This is a genomic window from Dinghuibacter silviterrae (genome assembly GCF_004366355.1).
GTDB lineage: Bacteria > Bacteroidota > Bacteroidia > Chitinophagales > Chitinophagaceae > Dinghuibacter > Dinghuibacter silviterrae.
This window is the reverse complement of the sequence record NZ_SODV01000001.1, coordinates 3926803-3944345: the sequence shown is the minus strand read 5'-3', so window position 1 is coordinate 3944345 and position 17543 is coordinate 3926803. Positions and strand designations below refer to the sequence as shown.

Annotated in this window: 16 protein-coding genes; 6 read left to right on the top strand and 10 right to left on the bottom strand. The window is 58.8% G+C overall.

Translation table 11 applies throughout. The features are described from left to right. Positions 1 to 10: 10 nt before the first annotated feature. The gene (locus EDB95_RS17000) at positions 11 to 238 is read right to left on the bottom strand and encodes a DNA polymerase ligase N-terminal domain-containing protein (protein WP_211352114.1); all 228 of its coding nucleotides are present in this window, start codon (positions 236 to 238) and stop codon (positions 11 to 13) included. A 152-nt stretch (positions 239 to 390) separates the two neighbouring features. Here EDB95_RS17000 and EDB95_RS16995 point away from each other — a divergent pair, with 152 nt between their 5' ends. Continuing rightward, a complete protein-coding gene (locus tag EDB95_RS16995) occupies positions 391 to 840 on the top strand; it encodes a hypothetical protein (RefSeq protein ID WP_133994993.1) in 450 nt (149 codons plus the stop codon). Here EDB95_RS16995 and EDB95_RS16990 read toward each other — a convergent pair. From EDB95_RS16990 to EDB95_RS16965, 6 genes are read right to left on the bottom strand one after another with little or no spacing between them, the layout of a single operon-like run. Beyond that, the gene (locus EDB95_RS16990) at positions 812 to 1549 is read right to left on the bottom strand and encodes a CHAD domain-containing protein (protein WP_133994992.1); all 738 of its coding nucleotides are present in this window, start codon (positions 1547 to 1549) and stop codon (positions 812 to 814) included. The two genes, EDB95_RS16995 and EDB95_RS16990, sit on opposite strands and share 29 nt — an antisense overlap. A 52-nt stretch (positions 1550 to 1601) precedes the next feature. Then, positions 1602 to 2600 (bottom strand): L-histidine N(alpha)-methyltransferase, encoded by a 999-nt coding sequence (gene egtD / locus EDB95_RS16985; protein ID WP_133994991.1) that lies wholly within the window; start codon positions 2598 to 2600, stop codon positions 1602 to 1604. A gap of 27 nt (positions 2601 to 2627) precedes the next feature. Continuing rightward, positions 2628 to 3791, bottom strand: a complete 1164-nt coding sequence (gene egtB / locus EDB95_RS16980; protein WP_211352113.1) for an ergothioneine biosynthesis protein EgtB — start codon at positions 3789 to 3791, stop codon at positions 2628 to 2630. Further along, positions 3788 to 5395, bottom strand: coding sequence for an ABC transporter permease/substrate-binding protein (locus EDB95_RS16975; RefSeq protein ID WP_133994990.1), 1608 nt, complete (start codon positions 5393 to 5395; stop codon positions 3788 to 3790). The genes egtB and EDB95_RS16975 overlap by 4 nt, the downstream gene beginning before the upstream one ends. Beyond that, positions 5388 to 6350 (bottom strand): ABC transporter ATP-binding protein, encoded by a 963-nt coding sequence (locus tag EDB95_RS16970; RefSeq protein ID WP_133994989.1) that lies wholly within the window; start codon positions 6348 to 6350, stop codon positions 5388 to 5390. The genes EDB95_RS16975 and EDB95_RS16970 overlap by 8 nt, the downstream gene beginning before the upstream one ends. Before the next feature lie 31 nt (positions 6351 to 6381). Beyond that, positions 6382 to 7773 carry a mercuric reductase gene (locus EDB95_RS16965; protein ID WP_133994988.1) on the bottom strand — a complete coding sequence of 464 codons (1392 nt, stop codon included), beginning with the start codon at positions 7771 to 7773 and terminating at the stop codon, positions 6382 to 6384. Between the two features lie 39 nt (positions 7774 to 7812). On the opposite strand from EDB95_RS16965, the gene EDB95_RS16960 reads away from it, so the two are divergent. Genes EDB95_RS16960 through EDB95_RS16950 form a run of 3 tightly spaced genes read left to right on the top strand, consistent with a single transcriptional unit; the run spans position 7813 to position 10413 of the window. Then, positions 7813 to 8301, top strand: coding sequence for a DinB family protein (locus EDB95_RS16960; RefSeq protein ID WP_211352112.1), 489 nt, complete (start codon positions 7813 to 7815; stop codon positions 8299 to 8301). Continuing rightward, on the top strand, positions 8298 to 9287 hold the full coding sequence (locus tag EDB95_RS16955) for a phosphotransferase enzyme family protein (RefSeq protein ID WP_133994987.1): 990 nt from the start codon (positions 8298 to 8300) through the stop codon (positions 9285 to 9287). The genes EDB95_RS16960 and EDB95_RS16955 overlap by 4 nt, the downstream gene beginning before the upstream one ends. Next, positions 9280 to 10413, top strand: coding sequence for a DUF5009 domain-containing protein (locus EDB95_RS16950; protein WP_133994986.1), 1134 nt, complete (start codon positions 9280 to 9282; stop codon positions 10411 to 10413). The genes EDB95_RS16955 and EDB95_RS16950 overlap by 8 nt, the downstream gene beginning before the upstream one ends. Here EDB95_RS16950 and EDB95_RS16945 read toward each other — a convergent pair. Beyond that, positions 10410 to 12224, bottom strand: a complete 1815-nt coding sequence (locus EDB95_RS16945) for a glycoside hydrolase family 9 protein (protein ID WP_133994985.1) — start codon at positions 12222 to 12224, stop codon at positions 10410 to 10412. The two genes, EDB95_RS16950 and EDB95_RS16945, sit on opposite strands and share 4 nt — an antisense overlap. Positions 12225 to 12264: 40 nt before the next feature. On the opposite strand from EDB95_RS16945, the gene EDB95_RS16940 reads away from it, so the two are divergent. Then, positions 12265 to 13023: a helix-turn-helix domain-containing protein gene (locus tag EDB95_RS16940; RefSeq protein WP_133994984.1), complete on the top strand. Its 759-nt coding sequence runs from the start codon at positions 12265 to 12267 to the stop codon at positions 13021 to 13023. On the opposite strand, the gene EDB95_RS16935 is transcribed toward EDB95_RS16940, so the two are convergent. Both EDB95_RS16935 and EDB95_RS16930 read right to left on the bottom strand, forming a co-directional pair. Continuing rightward, positions 13014 to 15749, bottom strand: a complete 2736-nt coding sequence (locus EDB95_RS16935; RefSeq protein WP_133994983.1) for an LIC_10190 family membrane protein — start codon at positions 15747 to 15749, stop codon at positions 13014 to 13016. The two genes, EDB95_RS16940 and EDB95_RS16935, sit on opposite strands and share 10 nt — an antisense overlap. An 18-nt stretch (positions 15750 to 15767) precedes the next feature. Further along, the gene (locus EDB95_RS16930) at positions 15768 to 16454 is read right to left on the bottom strand and encodes a DUF937 domain-containing protein (protein WP_133994982.1); all 687 of its coding nucleotides are present in this window, start codon (positions 16452 to 16454) and stop codon (positions 15768 to 15770) included. Between the two features lie 150 nt (positions 16455 to 16604). Here EDB95_RS16930 and EDB95_RS16925 point away from each other — a divergent pair, with 150 nt between their 5' ends. Continuing rightward, positions 16605 to 17423: an OmpA/MotB family protein gene (locus EDB95_RS16925; RefSeq protein WP_133994981.1), complete on the top strand. Its 819-nt coding sequence runs from the start codon at positions 16605 to 16607 to the stop codon at positions 17421 to 17423. Positions 17424 to 17543: the final 120 nt, after the last annotated feature.

Sequence of the window (17543 nt, the reverse complement as noted above, 5' to 3'; positions counted from 1 at the left end):
CGCCGCCTCGTCAAACCCCGTCCCGGGCAGCGTGGGAAAGCGGTTTTTCATATAGCGGTTCGTATGTACCTTTATCCCAGACGATGACGGTCCCCGCGCCATAATTCCCTTCAGGAATGACCCCTTCGAAGTCCTTATAATCATACGGGTGGTCCTCCACCTGCATGGCCAGGCGCTTGTCGGAGGGATTCATGGATGGACCTTTGGGGATCGCCCAGCTTTTGAGGACGCCTTTCATCTCCAAAAGTTACGTTTTTATTTATAGCTGTTGAGGCCCATGGTTGGTTGAAGTTGCCATGATGCGGGTTTAAATATAAAGCGCAATAAGAATACCAGAAAACCTGGCACTATTCTGGCGCCATTTCTTATATAACCACACAAAAAACACCAATGAGTTCGACCGCCAACACGCAGATCACTGCCATTCTGGAAAGCCTGATCAGGACAAACGACCAGAGGATCCGTTGGTACGAAAAAGCCATTACCCAACTAAAACCGGAAGACCGCGACCTGGTCGGGGTTTTTGAAAGCAACCTCAGAAGAAGCCAGGAACACAACGAATTTTTAAACGAGGAGATCAAAGACCTGGATGACGAAAGCCTGGTACAGCAGGCGCTGCGCGAAGAACGACCCGAAGGCAGCCCGAAATTCACCGGCCAAAACCGGCACGCCGTGCTGATGAATTGCGAAGTGAGCGAGACCGCTACCCAACTCGCCTATCAGAAAGCCCTGAACAACCCCCAATTGCCGGGGTATATCAAAGAGCTCCTCGGAGAGCAGCGGGAAGAGCTGGAAAAAATGCGCCGGCGCATCATGGCGCTAAAGACCACGGCCCTTTGAGATTCCGGAACGCACGGATCGTGCGCTTTTGCTGGAGGCGCATCGACCGCTCCGAGTCCAGCTTCAATAATAAAACGTCGGGATCCGGCCCCGCCTCGCGGATGTAGTCATCGATCAGGGAAAGCGCCACCTGCAGGTCTACAAACCGCCCGGCCAGTTCCCCTACCCGGCCGATCTTTTGCGGCGGATTGCCGGTATACCATTCGACCACGTATTGCATGTCCTTCAAGATCTTTCGCACCTCGTGAATACTGTCTTCCTCGGGGTGGTTTTTCTCGCGGCGAATTTTTGCGCCCCCTTTTTCCAGGAAATGGCGCACCGTTTTTTTATGGGTATGTTTATGGACGTCTTTCTTGACCAATTGTCTTTGCTGATGGACAAACGATGGATTGTAGAAGGTGCTCCATTGCGCCGCCATCGTGTCGATACGGGTCCTGAGCCATGCCGTCAACCCCTCCGGTTGTCCCTTCAGACTTTCCAGGAATACCTGCGCATTCCGGATGTCGCCTAAAAACCGGTACATCGTTTTGATATGCCCGGACATTTTTTTCTCTTCACCAAGACAACGAAGCAACGCACGATATTTTTTGACGGTGGTCCGGACGTCATGAATTTTTCCCTGCTCAAACCCGGGTGACAACGCCGCGCATTCCCTGGCCAGCCGGCGGCCGTATTTGTGCAAACCATATCGTAGGGACCGATGGGGCATGGGGCTGACAAAATACTATTTTGGAACAGAATTTTTCAGGGAAAAAGAAAACTTAACCTACCACCCCCCACAGGCAATCCGCAAACCACCCCCGGCTATCCTGAAAAGCCACGAGCGGCTTAAACCCCGCGGCTAAAGCCATCTGTTCCGCGTCCTGGAGGCTGTATTTCTGCGAGATCTCCATGTAGACCGGCTCGTTGTCTTCGAAGTCGATGACCGTTTTCCCGATATGGACCTGGTGCGCCCGCTTGCTGAACAGGTAGCTTTTACAGCTCCCGCTCAGCGGGTCATACGTGGGGAAGTGTTCGAAGTCGTCGAGGTGGAAGTCGGCGCCCAGCTCCCGGTTGATCCTGGTGAGGAGGTTCAGGTTAAAGGCTTTGGTGACACCCTGGCGGTCGTTGTAGGCCTCCAGGATGACGCGTGGGTCTTTTTTGAGGTCGAAACCGATCAGCAAAAGGTCGCCGGGCTGGAGCTGTTCACGGATCGCCTGGCAGAATTGCAGGGCTTCCGCGGGATGAAAGTTCCCGATATTGGCACCCATCAGCAACACGACCTTGTGTTTCCGCGACAACGCGCCGGCCGCCCGGAGCATCTCGAAGTACTCCCCGTTCAAACCCTTGTAGCGAAGCGCGGGGAGCTCGGCCGGAAGATACTCCTCCAGCGAACGGATGACGTTGGTGGAAATGTCGATGGGAAAATACGTAAAATCCACCCCCTCGTCCAGCAGATCCCGGAGGAGGAAGCGGGTTTTGGTTGCGTCGCCCGCACCCAGCTCCACCAGGTCGAAGTCGCCGGTATGTGCCTGAATGGCATGAATGATCTCCCGGGTCTGGCCGGACAGGATCTCCAACTCACAACCCGTCAGGTAGTACTCCGGCAACTGCATGATGTCCTGGAACAGCTTGTCCCCGACGGCATCATAAAAGTATTTGGAATCCAGTCTTTTGGGTGTCCCGGTCAGGCCGCGTATCACGTCTTCCCGGAAGGTGGTGCGGTCGGTCGCAGGCGCCTTGGACAGGCCCCTGACAGGAAGGATCGTAAAAGTGTGCATATCGTTTACCGTTTATGACAGAATTCGTTATCTCGCTAATCTTATGCCAGTGAATTGCCACCTGGCGGACGGGTGGAAAAAATTACGGTAGGTTGACCGGCTGTGCCCCGGTGGCGTCACCTCGCTGGCGCCCCTGAGGACCATCTGGCTGATCATAAACTTCCCGTTGTATTCCCCGATCGCCCCGGGGGCTTTTTGAAAACCGGGGTACGGGAGGTAGGCGCTTTCGGTCCATTCCCAACGCCGCCCCCAGTCCAGTTCTTGCGCTGCGGTCTCCCATTCGGCTTCGGTCGGTAGCCGGGCGTCCCGCCACGCGGCGTAGGCGGCAGCCTCATAATAGCTGACGTGACAAACAGGCGCCCCCGCGGGCAACAGCTCCAGCCCCTGCCAGGAGTAGTGCAACCAGCGGTCGTCGATGTGGTACCAGTAGAGCGGCGCCTCGACCTTGTGTTGTCGTACCCAGTCCCAGCCTTCGGCGTGCCAGTACCGGAAGTCGTGGTATCCGCCGGCTTCCATAAACTCCAGGTATTCGCGGTTGGTAACTGGTTCGCGGGCGATGTCGTAGGCGTGAAGGTAGACCTTGTGGCGGCGGAGTTCGTTGTCGAAGCAAAAACCGCTGCCGGCGAAGCCGATTTCGGCGATGCCTTCCGGGCGGGAGAGCCAGGCGGTGTGGCTGGGCGCGGGGGCGGCGGCGCCATAGATGGATTCGCCATAGGCGGGAAACAACGGATTATGCCCCAGTATGTACTTAATGTCCGTATACAGCAACTCCTGGTGCTGCTCCTCATGGTTAAACCCCAGCACAATCAGCTCCCGTAACGCGGTACTCATGTCCTCATCCCGGAGAAACTCTCCCATGGCCTGATCCACGTGAATCCTGTAGCGGAAGATGTCCTCCACCGTTGGGCGGCTGAGGTTGCCGCGGTCGGTGCGGATCACCCTGGCGCCCACCGATTCGTAATAGCTGTTAAAGACAAAATTATAGTCGGGGTCGAACTCCTTGTATCCTTCGACGTGGGGTTTGAGCACAAAGGTTTCGAAGAACCAGGTGGTGTGGCCGAGGTGCCATTTGGGCGGACTTACGTCGACGATGGGCTGTACGACAAAGTCCTCGATCTTGAGGGGGTTGCAGATGGCCATCGATCTGTCCCGGACAATCCGGTATCGTTCCAACAGGTGCATATCGTTCATTTGGTGTATTGGCTAAGGTCTGATATGGAACGGATGTGCAGGGCTTGCGCTTCCCCGCGGCGCATCATCAGGGCGTAGGTATTGTTGAAACCAATGGGTTTTAGCCATTTGATCCCAAAGCGTTGCACAAAAGCCGTTCCAACATACGCATATACGCGACCGGGATCGTGGCCCAGGGAGTCCAATACACCCGGGTCCGCGTGAAGAATGACCAAAAGACCGGTCCCCGTGTATTCCGGGTAAAGGTCGATCTGGCCGGCCACCAGGGCGTTGAAACAGATGGTCGTCCCTCCCAGCCCGGTTTTGGTCACCGCCCGCAGGTTGGTGAAGCCCTCTACGAGCATCTTATACATGTTGGCCAGGATGTACCCATCTCCAAAGATTTTAGAGCCGATGACAAGGGTGCCGCCCAAGCCAAGCGCGGCAGCATTGCCGGACGCGCCGGGCTTGGCCGCCGGAGCGCCCAAAGCGCCAGGCTCGCGATAAAGCCCCCTCGACACGAGAAACTCCTTCGCCACGTCCTCCGGCGTCTCTTTAAGACAATCGACCCGGTAGTTGAGCTCCGTCATAATACTGTCATTGATCAACCCCGAAAGCGTATCCAGCACCCCCTCCAAAAAAGGATATTTGGTCAAAACCGCCTGACGCACGATGGGCGCCGCATAATACGGCGGAAAAATATGTTTATCGTCGTCCAGTATGGCAAGGTCGAACGCCCGGACGCGCCCGTCGGTACTGCTCCCGCTGATGACGTCCAGCTTTTTCTCCGCGACGGCGTTGTACATCACGTTGTCGTTGATCACGAGGGTTCGGACGTGGAGGCCGTAGACCTGCCGGAGACCAAGGTAGCCATCCTGACGACCCATAAACTCCGGGGTAAAACCGGCCTTGATCTTGCCGTCGTAGGCGGAGGGCAGCAAATAAAATGAAGACAGGAAAAGCACGGCGAGGGGGGCGAGGCAGTAAAAAAGGCGGCCGGCCCGCACGCGTTGGAGGAGGGACAACAGCCAGTCCAGAAGCAGCGCCAGCAGGGCGGCCGGGATGGCACCGGCGAGGATCATATTGGTGTTGTTGAGCGCGATCCCGCCAAAGATAAATTCCCCAAGCCCCCCGGCGGCGATATAGGCGGCTAACGTGGCCACCCCCACATTGATGACGGTGGCGGTCCGGATCCCCGCCAGGATAACGGGCATGGCCAGGGGCATTTGTACCCTCGCCAGGACCTGGCCAGGCCGCATCCCCATCCCCCTGGCGGCGTCCAGGATGGAGGGATCGACGCCGGTGATCCCGGTATAGGTATTGCGGATGATCGGGAGCAACGCATATAGGAAAAGGGCGGCGATGGCGGGTTTGGCGCCGATGCCCAGCAAAGGGATCATAAACCCCAGGAGGGCGATGGAAGGGATGGTTTGGAGGATACCGGCAACGCCCAGCACGCCGCCCGCCAACCGCCGGAAACGGCTGATGAGGAGACCCAGGCTGATCCCCACGGCCATGGCGATAAAGAGGCTGATAAACGTAAGGCCTATGTGCACAAGCGTTTGTTCCAGGAGCTTTGGATACTGCTGGTGGATAAATTGAAGAAGGCTTTGCTGGTTAGGCATGCTTACCGTTTTTATAGGCGTGATAAGCGTCCATGATGCGGCCGCTGTCTATCCATTTTATCCGCCCGTCGTTGTCTATGCACACACGCCCGTCGCCGGCGCTCAGCGCAGCTTCCAGGGCTTGCCGAAGGGAGGCGGCGGCGGGGAGGATCGCGCCGAACTTCCCGGGGCTCACGCTCGACAATTGTATCCAGACGTCACGAACGGTGACGACACCGAGCTCCAGGAATACCCGCTCCCCGTCAAAAAAGGTACGAACAAATTCGCTGGCGGGTTTTAGCAGGAGCTCGGCGGGGGTGCCCCATTGGGCGATCCGGCCCTCATCCATCAGGCAGATGCGGTCCCCGAGTTCGAGCGCCTCGGTCACGTCGTGGGTCACCAGGAGGACGGTCTTTTTCTGCACCTCGTCAAGACCCCGGAAGTCCCTGCGGACGTGGGCCCGGGTGATCGGGTCCAGGGCGCCGAAGGGTTCGTCCATCAACAGGATGGGCTGATCGGCCGCCAGGGCCCTCGCCAGGCCGACGCGCTGGGCTTGTCCGCCGCTAAGCTCGGCAGGATAGGCGTTCAGGTACTGGCCGGGGGGAAGGTGTAATTTTTCCAGCAGGGCCGTCGTCCGCTCCGCCATGCGCCGGGCATCCCAGCGCAGCAGCCGGGGTACTACAGCGACATTTTCGGCAACCGTATAGTGTGGGAAAAGACTGCTTTGCTGCAGCACATAGCCCATCCCCCGTCTCAGGGTTTCCGGGGCGACGTCCCGGATGTCTTTGCCCCCTACAAAAATCTGTCCGCTGCTGGGCTCGACGAGCCGGTTGATCATGCGAAGGGTGGTTGTTTTTCCGCTGCCGCTGGTGCCCAGCAGGACAAGCGTTTCACCCTCCCCTACGTCGAAGGACACTTGGTTTACCACGGGTTTACCCGGTGTATATTCCTTGACTACCCTGTCCAGTTTGATCATAGAAAAACAATAATACTAATTTTTTTAGCAACTAACGTTCCAGGGTCAGAAATAAATTATTCAGGGATTCGGCATAAAGAGGGTGCGCAAAAACCATGTCCCGGATCGTGTCATACGTAATCCCACCGGCCATGGCCATCTGAAGAACGGTCATGACTTCCCCGCCTTCTTCACCAAGGATGGCCGCCCCCAGGATTTGCCGGGTGTCTGTATGGACGATGGCCTTCATCAGCCCCTTGGTGTGACCGGTTTCGATGGCGCGGGCGACATGGGTCATCGGAAGGATGGCCGTGCGGATGGGCAATCCTTGCGCGAGGGCTTCCTTTTCCGTCAGACCAATACGGCCCAACTGGGGGTCGGTAAATACCGTATAGGGGACCTGCCGGTCTTTTATGGACATATTGGCTTTGTCCAATAAATTCCTCGATATGATGATGTAGTCGTTGTAAGAAATGTGCGTAAAGGCCGGACCGCCCTTGATGTCCCCCAGAGCATAAATGCCGGGGACGTTCGTCTGCAACTGGTCGTCGACCTTTATGAACCCGTGGGCGTCCATCTCTACCCCCGTTCGCTCCAGGTGAAGCTCAGCCGTCCGGGGTGCACGGCCCGTGGCGACCAGTAAATGGCTCGCGGAAAGGGAGCCGCTCCCGGGATCCAGGTCAAGCATCAGGGCGTCCGTGGCCGGCGCGTCCCGGTGCCAGCTGCTCACCTTGCGGACCTGTGTGTCCAGGTAGACGCGGATGCCTTCCTCTTCCAGGAATTGTTGCATCGCCTGTTGTATATCCTCGTCTTCCCTTGACAAAAGGGCCTTTCCCCGTTCGATCAGGGTCACTTCGCTGCCCAGCCGCTTAAACAATTGTCCCATTTCAAGGGCGATATAGCCGCCGCCAAGGACGACCAGGTGCGCCGGGATGACCGGTATATCGAGGATGGTTTTGGACGTCAGGTAAGGCACCGTGTCGATACCCGGTACCGGGGGGATGGCCGGGTAACAGCCGGCGTTGATAAATATGAGGTCTGCCCGGTGTTCCTGTTCACCCACCACCAGGGTCTTGGGGCCGCTAAACGACCCAAAACCCCGGATAAGGGTCAGGTTCGGCGTGGCCGCCAGGCCCTTTTCCCCGGCGGTACGGAAGGCGGTGACGACGCTGTTTTTGCGGGCGATGATCTGTGCCAGATCGACGGAGAAACCTGCCACGCCGATCCCCCTGTCCGGCGCCTCCCGGACCCATTGCGCCAGTTTGGCATCGGCGATCATGGTTTTGGTAGGGGTGCATCCTTCATTGATACAGGTGCCGCCCACGTGCTCGCCCTCTATCAGGGCCGTTTGCATCCCCGCCCGTGCCAGCTTTCGCGCGAGCGGCGTGCCCCCCTGGCCCGAGCCGACCACAATTGCGTCCCACTTTTTAGTTGGAGGTGTCATATCTTTATTTCAAGTTAACTCCACAAAATAAAGGCCGGTATGGCGATGGAAAAACATAACGAGGAATTGATAAAGACCCTGGCGCGCAACCTCCGGACCAGCCACGCCCATATTACCCTCGACCGGGCCTTGCGGGGTCTTCCGGAAGACTTACGGGGAAAAGTACCCCCTGGTTTTCCCTACAGCGTTTGGCAACTGGTCGAACACATCCGGATCGCCCAATGGGACATGGTGATGTTCGCCATAGATCCTTCGCACGAATCCCCCGACTGGCCCGAAGGGTATTGGCCTTCGGAAAGCATCCCGGTGTCCGGGGAGGTATGGAAAGAAAGCCTCCGCAAAATCGACGCCGACCGGGAAGCCTTTATCCATTTTCTGGAACGGCCCGGGACCGACCTCTTTACCCCCCTGGCCCACGGGGAAGGACAAACGCTTTTGCAGGAGGCCTTGCAAATCATCGACCACAACAGCTATCACGTAGCCGAGATCGTTACGGTCCGACGGGCGCTGGGGGCCTGGGCAAAATGACAGCCCCTATTTTTCCTTCCACTTATTCGACCTTATCCCCTGCCGCGCTCGCGCTCATGCTCCATGAGCGGTACGCACTCCGTCGGGTGCATTGCACCCTCTTGGTCAAAGGCGTCGGAGACACGTACCTGGTCGTCACCGATACGTCCCGCTATATCCTGCGTGTTTACCGGTCCAGCCACCGCAGCCCCGAACAGATCGCGGCGGAGCTGGAATTGCTCCTGACGCTGCATAAGGCGGCGGTGCGCGTCTCCCACCCACTCAAAGATAAAGAGGGTGAACTGATCCAGACGCTGCCCGCCGTGGAGGGGCCCCGTTATGCCGTTTTATTCACGTATGCACCCGGTGAAGTGGCCGCGGTCCCCAGCGACCGTCAACTGGAACTCCTGGGGGAAGCGACGGCGCGCTTCCACAACGTGTCGGCGGGGCTGAAGCCCGACGGCCGCCGGTGGACGTATGACCTGGACACGACCCTCCACCGGCCCCTGGCGATGGTGGAACCCTTTTTCGGGGAATACCCCGACGGGTATGCGTGGCTAAAGGATGTCGCGGTTGTCGTCGGAGACCGGTTACAAAAACTCGATACGGAGCACTTCTCCAGGGGCTTTTGCCATTTCGACCTGTTGCCCAAAAACTTTCATTTCAAGGACGATACGGTGACGTTGTTCGACTTTGATTTTATGGGCAACGGCTGGCTGGTGAATGACCTGACGGCCTTTTGGCAACACCTCCAGGTAGAGGCGTATACGGGGCGGACCACACAGGTGAGGGCGGACGAGGCCTATCAACGGTTTCTGAAAGCGTACCAGGCACACCGGGCGCTGACGGAAGACGAGCTGCAGGCAGTGCCGTACCTGACCCCCGGTTTTTGGGTGTTTTACATGGGTTTTCATACCACCCACGACCACTTCCTCCCCTACCTGCAACTGGCGTCGCTCAGGCCGAGGGTCAAGGCCCTTCAACAAATCATGACCGCTTATGTATAAAACCCGTCTCGGCTCGATCGACGTTTTCCGGGCCCTCACCATGTACCTCATGGTTTTTGTCAACGACCTGGATCCCATCCCGGGGGTGCCAGAGTGGATCAAACATGTCGGTAGGAATACAGACGGTCTAGGTTTTGCGGACACGATCTTCCCGGCCTTCCTGTTTATCGTGGGGTTGTCCATCCCGCTGGCATTGGACAACCGCATCCAAAAGGGGAAACCGGTGGTGGTCCACGTGCTGCTCCGGGGGCTTGCCCTGCTGGTCATGGGGTTTTTCCATGTGAACCTGGAGAGCTATGCCGGTACGGTGCTGTCCAAACCCGTGTGGGAGATCGGGATCACGGTGGCCTTTTTTGCGATCTGGCTGGACTATCCTTCCGGGTTTCGGTATAAACGGGCCGTTCAGGGGGCGGGCGTGCTGCTGCTGGTCGTCCTGGCGTTGCTATACAAGGGCAAAGAGGGCCCCCTGGCGCCGCACTGGTGGGGTATCCTGGGGCTCATCGGCTGGTCCTACCTGTTGTGCGCGGGCGCCTACCTCCTGGCACGCGGCCGTTTTTGGGTATTGCTTGCGTTTGCCGCGTTCTTTCTCGCGTTCAATATCGCGGTACATGCGCATCTTTTAACGGGTCTCGAAGGTATCCGGCCGTATGTGTGGATCGTGGGGAACGGCTCCATGCCGGCCCTGACGATGGCGGGTGTGGTGACGATCTGCTGGTACCGGACGTCGAAAAATTTTTTGCCTTGGGCTGCCCTCGCGGGCGCGGGGTGTATCGCCCTTGGTTTCGGGCTGCGGAGCCTGGGCGGTATTTCCAAAATCCGCGATACGCCTTCCTGGGTCTTGATCTGCACCGCTATAAGCATCTGGGTCTTCGCGTTTTTTACCTGGCTGATCGATCAAAAGAATAAAGCCTCCTGGTTTGCGTGGCTAAAGCCCGCGGGGACGAGTACCCTTACCTGTTACCTGGTGCCCTACCTGTTGTATTCGGTGTACCTGCTTTTGCACTTCAAATTTCCGCCGCCCTTTGACGCCGGTACGGGCGGGCTGATCAAATCCCTGGTGACCGCGGCGGTGGTCGTGTGGATCACGGGGCTGCTGGAGCGGGCAAAGCTACGGCTGAAGGTCTAAGGCGCAGTGTGCGCCGCCGCCCGGCTGGCCACCGCCAGCAGGTACCAGGACGCATGCGGCAGCCACTGTTCGGCCCAGCGCCAGTCATAGTCCTTGTGGGTGACCGCGTAGGGAATGTTGAGGGCGATGTCGTGTTCGTCCTCCAAACCCGACGTCACGCCGTTGACGATTCCTCCCGGTGCATTGGTGTATTCAAAGGTGCCAAAAAAACCATACGCGGGGTTGTTGTACCCCGTACCCTGGAGCAGGCTGGCGTCAAAGGGGTTTTCGCCGAGGATCCAGTTCAACTGGTCAAGCGCATACATCTCCAGGGAATCCCGGAAAGCAGGCTGGCCTGCAAACAGCGGTATTGCCATGCGCGCCGCGGTGGCCAGGGAACCCAGCCGGGCATCCTCTCCCTGCCACCAGGGCGAAGTTTCTGATGAATGAGGGAAAAAAAAGGAGCTACTTCGGGTCCCCAGCGTGTCCTGGACAAGCTGCCGCCCGTATCCGAAAGGGTTGCTTACTTCGTGGGTGATCGCCAGTTCGTGTTCCAGGGAGCGGTGAACGGTTTCCTTGATGCGTTCCTGCGTGGCGGACGACGCTACGGGATAAAAGTTCAGCAGGCTGACAACAGGGAGACCCGCGTCCGAGGGATGGAAAAAGGGCCGGTCTTCGTCGTCCGCCCTCCAATAGTCCGTATACGTTTTCCAGCGGTGCAGGCGGTCCATCAGGCGCGCTGCTCTTTGTTCCGCGGCCATTTTATAGGTGGCGTCGCCGCTGGCCTTAAACAATTCGGCGGCGGCCAGGAGCGCGCAGTAGTCGTCGAGGATGTTTTCGCGGTGGTCGCTGGTGAGGTCGGTGTTGTGTTTTTGCAAAAAGGCCCAGGCCTCTTCGGCGGCCTTTTTATAGTCGGCGCGGGTATATTCGCCATCCGCCGGCCCGGTAGAGGCCAGCGCAAGCGCGGCTATGGCCAATCCTCCACCGGAGCGGAAGCTGGATTGATACGCGTAAGGGCTCGACGGAAGCGGCGTACCACCCCAGGACTGGTTCGCGGTGGACTTTATGCGGTAGCTTTTTTCCTCCGGCCCGATCTGGCGGTCGGCCGGTAACTTCCCCGGTCCCGGGGCGCCTACGGAACGGTAAAAGGAACCCCCGGGTACGTGTGCCCGCACCAGGTAGTCTGCCCCATAAAGCGCTTCGTCCAACAAACGCCGGCAGTACTGTCTGTAGTCCGTACCTTTTCTATCCGACAACAATTGATAGGTCCGCATGAGCGTCCAGGCAGTAAAAGGGATCTGTTGGGGGTTGAAGAAGTTGGAAAAAGACAAATGCGACAAGTGTTTGCCATAGTCCCCCGTGGCGTCGTACCAACCTCCGTGCAGGTCGATCCGTTTGGCGGTGCCCAGGGGATCCGGCAGGTGGCGGTCCGCCTCGTCCAGAAGACCTGAACAACGCTGCCCCTTAAAGTAGTAAATGACGTCGGAAATAGTAGCCGACTCCAGGACGCTGGTCCCGATGCGAAACGGGTGCGACCTCGTGGTCCCCACGCAAAGACGGTACGTCCCCGGTGTCCTGAATTCGCTAAAGTCCGCGGTCCAGAAAAAACGGTGCGTCCAGTGATCCACCGGGCCGGCGTAGGTTAATTTGCCGGTGTAGACGATTTCCCCGCTGGCGTCGTCCTCGATCTGGAAGTTATCCAGGGATCGTATGGTATCCGCTTGAATGACTGCCCGTTTGGGGCCGATCGTTTCGTAGCCGACCTGGTTGGTCAATACAGTAACCTTTGGTGTTGATCCGGTGGCGAGCAGCCATAAGATTAGTATCGTCATGATTACAAGTGTCTGAGTATGGAAAAGTGTAACTTAGTGTATGCAATTGTTCGCGCCCACCCCCGTCCTGCGCCCCTATATCCGGTCCTTCCTGGTCCTGGATACGGCGTCGGCCATGGACAACCGGGTGGTGCCGGACACTTCGATCGTCGTGGCCTTTCGCTACGCGGGTGAGGTCAACACCGCGGAAGAAGGCACGCTCCCCCGCCTGGTCATCAGCGGTCTCCGGAAAACCGCCCGCGTCCTGCACTATGAACAAGGCACCGGGAACATTCTTGCGATCCTCCGCGAAGGTGCCGCACGTAGTTTTTTCCCCATCGCTTTTCACGAACTCTTTGGCCAAAGCATCAACCTCGACACGTTCGTCCCGGCTTCCCTGCTACAAGCGGTTGAAGAACGCCTGAACGAAGCCACGGACGCCGTTTCCCGCGTAGCCGTCGTAGCATCCTTTTTGACGGACCGGCTCAACGACACCCGGGAAGACCGCCTGATCACATCCGTGGTCCACAAGATCAGGGCCGACAAAGGCGAATTACCGATCGGTGCCCTGCTCCGCGACATCCCGCTCAGCCGCGACCCCTTCGAAAAACGTTTCCGCCAGGCCGTCGGCGCCACCCCCAAACAATTTTCCTCCATCGTCCGTTTCCGAAACCTGATCACGACCTATCCAAAAGCGGGCAGCCTCACCCGGATGGCCTACGCGTCCGGTTTTTTCGACCAGGCGCACTTTATAAAGGATTTCCGGGCTTTTACCGGGAAGGCGCCCCGCGAGTTTTTTGCGGGGGCGGATTATTGGTGAGCCGCCCGCAGCACCGTGACAGTCCCGTCCCCCTGGTTCCCCACCACAATGTTGCCTCCAAATATCGCGATCCCATCCGGCTGGTTCCCCACCTTCACCGTTCGGATCGCCTTCACGCTGTTCCTGTCCATAAAGTAAATCGTGATCGTCGCATCATTGTAGTTGGCCACCGCAATATCCCCTATCCCATCCCCGTCCACATCGCCGATGGCGACCCTGGTGGGTCCCGCGCCGGTGGGAAAAGGACCCGTGGTGACGAAATTTCCCCGTCCGTCGCTGAGAAGGATCATCAGACCATCCTGTCCTCTTTTGTCGGTGGTTACCGAGGGGGCGTCGCACACCGCGAGGTCCGGATGCCCGTCTCCATTGACATCCCCGATGGCCACCGCAAAAGGCATATTGCCCGCCGGATAAAGCGCGCTCCGGAACGTCCCGTCGCCGTTCCCCAGCAATACACTCACATTGTCCCCGTCCAGGTTGGTCGTCACAAGGTCGGCCTTTCCGTCTCCATTGACGTCCGCGCTCCTCAGGCGTTGGTACGGATGCAGCCCTACCTGCACGGAGTCTTCGTGTCCGAAGTTACCCTGTCCATCCCCAAAAAGCAATTTAAGCCGGTTGAGCCCCCAACTGTCCGTAGCCAGGTCCGGGTGTCCGTCCCCGTTAAAGTCCCCAATGGCAATGCCATGTGTGTGGGGTTTGGAATACACCGGGAAGGACCGGGCTTTCCCGAATTGGCCCTTACCGTTTCCGAACAACACGGTAAGCTGTCCCACTTCGGTATTGGCGATCCCCAGGTCCTTCTGACCGTCGCCATTGAGGTCGGCGATGGCCAGGTCGTTCGGGTGTGGCCCGCATGGGAAGGGTGAACCCGGTGCGGGCGCAAAGCCGCCTTGGGCGTCGCCTAAGAATATGCTGACGGAGGAATCTTCTTCGTTGGCGACGGCTATGTCGGGGATATTGTCCTTGTTGAGGTCTGCGACTTCCACGCTGCTTGCGCCTTTTCCGGCGCGAAGCACCAGGGCCTGGAGGCCCGCGGGCGCAAACCCCTCTTTCAGCGTGGCCCCGCGCCTGCGGATATCCCACCGCACCTGGTCCGCGCATGGCAGGTCGGTGCCCCAGCAAAGATCCAGGCGTTCAGGCGTATAATACAAAAACGGTGTTTGATGTGTGTCCACCGCGGGAACCGGGTAAGGTTGCGGCAAGATCCAGTGACCGGACCGGGGACTTTCAGTGATCGTACCTTCCGCAAGGAGCTGGTTCTTCAGGTGCCGGTACAACAAAAGGCTGGCCCCCATGCACACCAGGGCGGCGATCATAAAACACGACCGGAGGTCGCGGGAACGCACGAGCAGGGCGGCCACGAGGACAAAAAGCGGCGCGAGGTAGCCATACCCAAACCGCGGATCCGGCGCCTGCAGGAACCAGAACGCGACACCGGCCCAGATGAAAAAAAAGAGGGCATCCCAACCTGCCGGAAGGATTTTCCGCCTCCAAAAAACGACGAGGGGTGACAGCGGAACCGCGAGGAGAATGACAAAGTCGTACACGCGCACATTGTGCCGGAACAAGAACCGCAACCGGTCCCACCGGGTGTAGACTTCGGTGGCAGACACTTTGTTGCGGAGATACCCGAAGGCTTCGATGGCGTCGCGGGTTTGTTTTACTTTTTCCACCGGTACTTTCCAGTCAAACCCAAACAGGTCCAGGCGCTCGAAAGGGAACAACAGGTACCCGCTAAGGATAACGTTCCGGGCAAGCCACGGCAGGACAACGAACAGGTTTACGGCGGCCAGCCCCACCAGTGCCCGGTAGCGGCGTTCTTTTAAAAAACGCACCCCCAAAAAGACCGTGAGCACGAGCGCGGGGGCCGCAGACAGTTTTACGGTCAGCAGATAGGCCGGTATGATCCAGGCCAGGGTGGAAGCGCCGGGCAGGCTGTCCCCCCGCTCCAGGTGTTCAACCCAAAGCACGATGAGCAAAGCGAGCAGGTAAAACACGACGAGGTCGGCGGCGGGCGCGATCCAGTGGTAGACGCCCACCCAGGGCATGTGGATCAGCACTAACAGGCCGCCTTTGAGGAAGCGGCTGAGCGCCGCCGGGCGAGCCGCGGCGACGCCCTCGCCATGGCCGGTCGCCGCCGCGGAGCGGCCAGGCGCGGCCGGGTCGCCCCCCAGCAAATACAACACGACGAGAACATACAAGGCCCCATTCATCGCGTTCGATTGCATCCCCCAATTAAACAAAGCCGCCAGCACATGCCACCCCGAATCAAACCCAAAACGGTCATGGAGGTTCGCCAGCCCCGGCACGACCGGGTAAGCGCGTATCCAACGGATAAACTGGCTATAGTAAAGCCCTTCGTCGTACGTCAGGGTCTGTAGGCTGGAGAAAAAAAGGATAAAAAGCGCACACACCCCGAAAAAGACCTTTTGTCCGCGGGGAACGGAAGATAGACGGTCGCGGGCGATGGCCAACGTCTGCCAGATGTTGACGCGGAAAATGTACGCGAGCACTACGGCGCCCCCGGCAACCAACCCGTTCGCCAGCCCTCCCATAGGCAGGACAAGGGACAGGTAGTTGACGAAGACGTTGAGCGTGATCAACCCGGTGAGGGTCGTCAGGGCAAAAGAATCGCCGGCGCGCCGGGAAAACAACGCCGTCACTCCCACCCCATACACGAAGGACAACAAGAGGATGTACGCGAACTTGAGCAGCAGAAAGGCCATGCCGCAAGATAGGAAATGTCACTGGCCAAAAGCCGGTGCCCCGGTGCAGGATTTGAAGACGTAAAAAAGGAGCCCGGCGAGGATGATGATGGCGATGACGCCGTAGACCAGGGAGCTGCGCCGGGCGGAGGATACATCGCCTGCGCCGGGCAGGCGTTTAAGACCTAAGGAGGGGGCCACCCGCAAGCCGCTGGGGAGGGCCTGGACGATGCCGTCGCGCTGATCCCAAAGCCAGCGGGTCGCGGCGGCTACGTCGAGATGGGCTTCGCGGAGGTATCGCCCGGCCGCGTCCAGCACGGCAAAGGCCGAAAGACCAAGTAAGAAGGCGCCGGTATCGTTTTTTACCCCCGCGTAACGGGCGAGCTCTTCCGTCATGGGTTCGGCATATTCTCCCAACACCGCTTGGACATACTCCCTCCCGGTGGCGGAAAGGGCGTTGCCGGCAAGAAGCCCACCGGTCCCGTTGTCCCATTCCCGGAGCCACCCATACAGGTCCTGTCCCACGGCCTGGTGGGCCAGGTGATAAAATGACAAGGGACCTTCGGACAGTTCGGTCCTGTACAATAGTGCCGCTAAAAAGGCCGGGGGCGCGGCCCCCATGGCCAGATAAACGTCTTCGTCGTGTTCTCCCAGGCGGACGGAAATATGGTGACGCAGGTCTTCGTTAAAAAAGGCCTTTACGGATTCGATAAGAATGCTCGTCATGTCGTCAAGGGGTTGGTTCCATCCCCGAAGGTGCAATAATGGTGCCACCGGCGGCGGCCGAAAGCCGCCCCGCGCCGGGCGCGGCCTGCACCGACGGCAACGGCGTTGGCCCAAATATTGCATAGAGGGGGTAACGCAAACAAAAATCGTATGAAAAGCACGTTATGCATTCTCTTCGCCGGTGCGCTCCTAAGCGGCTGTGTCGCCACGCGCAAGTTCAGGGCTTCACAGGAGGCCAACGCCACACTTCGCGCGGACAGTCTCGCCCAGGCTCAAAAGATCGCCCAGTTGGAATCGCAGTCGCAGCAACAGCAACAACAGATCAGCGACCTCAATAATAAGGTCTCCGACTTGAACAAACAGGCGGGACAGCTTTCCTCGGACGTAGCCAACAAACAAAACCAGCTCGGCCAAAGTCAGCAACAACTGGCGGAACAACAAGCGAAGCTCGAACACCTCCAGGCCCTGATGGACCAGCAAAAGCGGGCCACCCAGGAGATCCGTAAACGGATGGGCGACGCGCTCACGGGTTTTAGCCCCAACGAGCTTACGGTGTCGGTCAAAAACGGCAAGGTCTATGTGAGCATGCAGGAAAGTCTTTTGTTCCCCTCCGGCAGCGCCGTGGTCAACCCCAAGGGAAAGCTGGCGCTGGGAAAACTGGCCGAAGCGTTGAACAAGGACACCTCCATTACGGTGGACATCGAAGGACATACCGATTCCGTACCCATACACATCCGCTATATCGACAACTGGGACCTGAGCACATCGCGGTCCAACGCCATTGTACGCATTCTGACGAAGACCTACGGAGTAGACCCGACGCGGGTCATTGCTTCGGGGCACAGCCAGTATGATCCGGTGGAGACGAACAGTACCCCGGAGGGGCGGCAGTTGAACCGGAGGACGGAGGTGATCCTCTCACCGAACCTGGATGAGCTCTATCGCTTGCTGGAAACGGGGACGGAGTGAGCCTTCGCCGAGGCGGAAGGCCCCCACGTGGAGACGGCGCGGCGCCCCACAGCCCCGCGCGGAGACGGAGCGGCCCCGCGCCGGGCGCGGAGCGCCTCGGCGGTGCGGTGGCGGCCCCGA

Bases quoted from the DNA above. Each gene is read 5' to 3' on its own strand.
- EDB95_RS17000 (WP_211352114.1), bottom strand. From the start codon at position 238: ATGAAAGGCGTCCTCAAAAGCTGGGCGATCCCCAAAGGTCCATCCATG.
- EDB95_RS16995 (WP_133994993.1), top strand. From the start codon at position 391: ATGAGTTCGACCGCCAACACGCAGATCACTGCCATTCTGGAAAGCCTG.
- EDB95_RS16990 (WP_133994992.1), bottom strand. From the start codon at position 1,549: ATGCCCCATCGGTCCCTACGATATGGTTTGCACAAATACGGCCGCCGG.
- egtD (WP_133994991.1), bottom strand. From the start codon at position 2,600: ATGCACACTTTTACGATCCTTCCTGTCAGGGGCCTGTCCAAGGCGCCT.
- egtB (WP_211352113.1), bottom strand. From the start codon at position 3,791: ATGAACGATATGCACCTGTTGGAACGATACCGGATTGTCCGGGACAGA.
- EDB95_RS16975 (WP_133994990.1), bottom strand. From the start codon at position 5,395: ATGCCTAACCAGCAAAGCCTTCTTCAATTTATCCACCAGCAGTATCCA.
- EDB95_RS16970 (WP_133994989.1), bottom strand. From the start codon at position 6,350: ATGATCAAACTGGACAGGGTAGTCAAGGAATATACACCGGGTAAACCC.
- EDB95_RS16965 (WP_133994988.1), bottom strand. From the start codon at position 7,773: ATGACACCTCCAACTAAAAAGTGGGACGCAATTGTGGTCGGCTCGGGC.
- EDB95_RS16960 (WP_211352112.1), top strand. From the start codon at position 7,813: ATGGCGATGGAAAAACATAACGAGGAATTGATAAAGACCCTGGCGCGC.
- EDB95_RS16955 (WP_133994987.1), top strand. From the start codon at position 8,298: ATGACAGCCCCTATTTTTCCTTCCACTTATTCGACCTTATCCCCTGCC.
- EDB95_RS16950 (WP_133994986.1), top strand. From the start codon at position 9,280: ATGTATAAAACCCGTCTCGGCTCGATCGACGTTTTCCGGGCCCTCACC.
- EDB95_RS16945 (WP_133994985.1), bottom strand. From the start codon at position 12,224: ATGACGATACTAATCTTATGGCTGCTCGCCACCGGATCAACACCAAAG.
- EDB95_RS16940 (WP_133994984.1), top strand. From the start codon at position 12,265: ATGCAATTGTTCGCGCCCACCCCCGTCCTGCGCCCCTATATCCGGTCC.
- EDB95_RS16935 (WP_133994983.1), bottom strand. From the start codon at position 15,749: ATGGCCTTTCTGCTGCTCAAGTTCGCGTACATCCTCTTGTTGTCCTTC.
- EDB95_RS16930 (WP_133994982.1), bottom strand. From the start codon at position 16,454: ATGACGAGCATTCTTATCGAATCCGTAAAGGCCTTTTTTAACGAAGAC.
- EDB95_RS16925 (WP_133994981.1), top strand. From the start codon at position 16,605: ATGAAAAGCACGTTATGCATTCTCTTCGCCGGTGCGCTCCTAAGCGGC.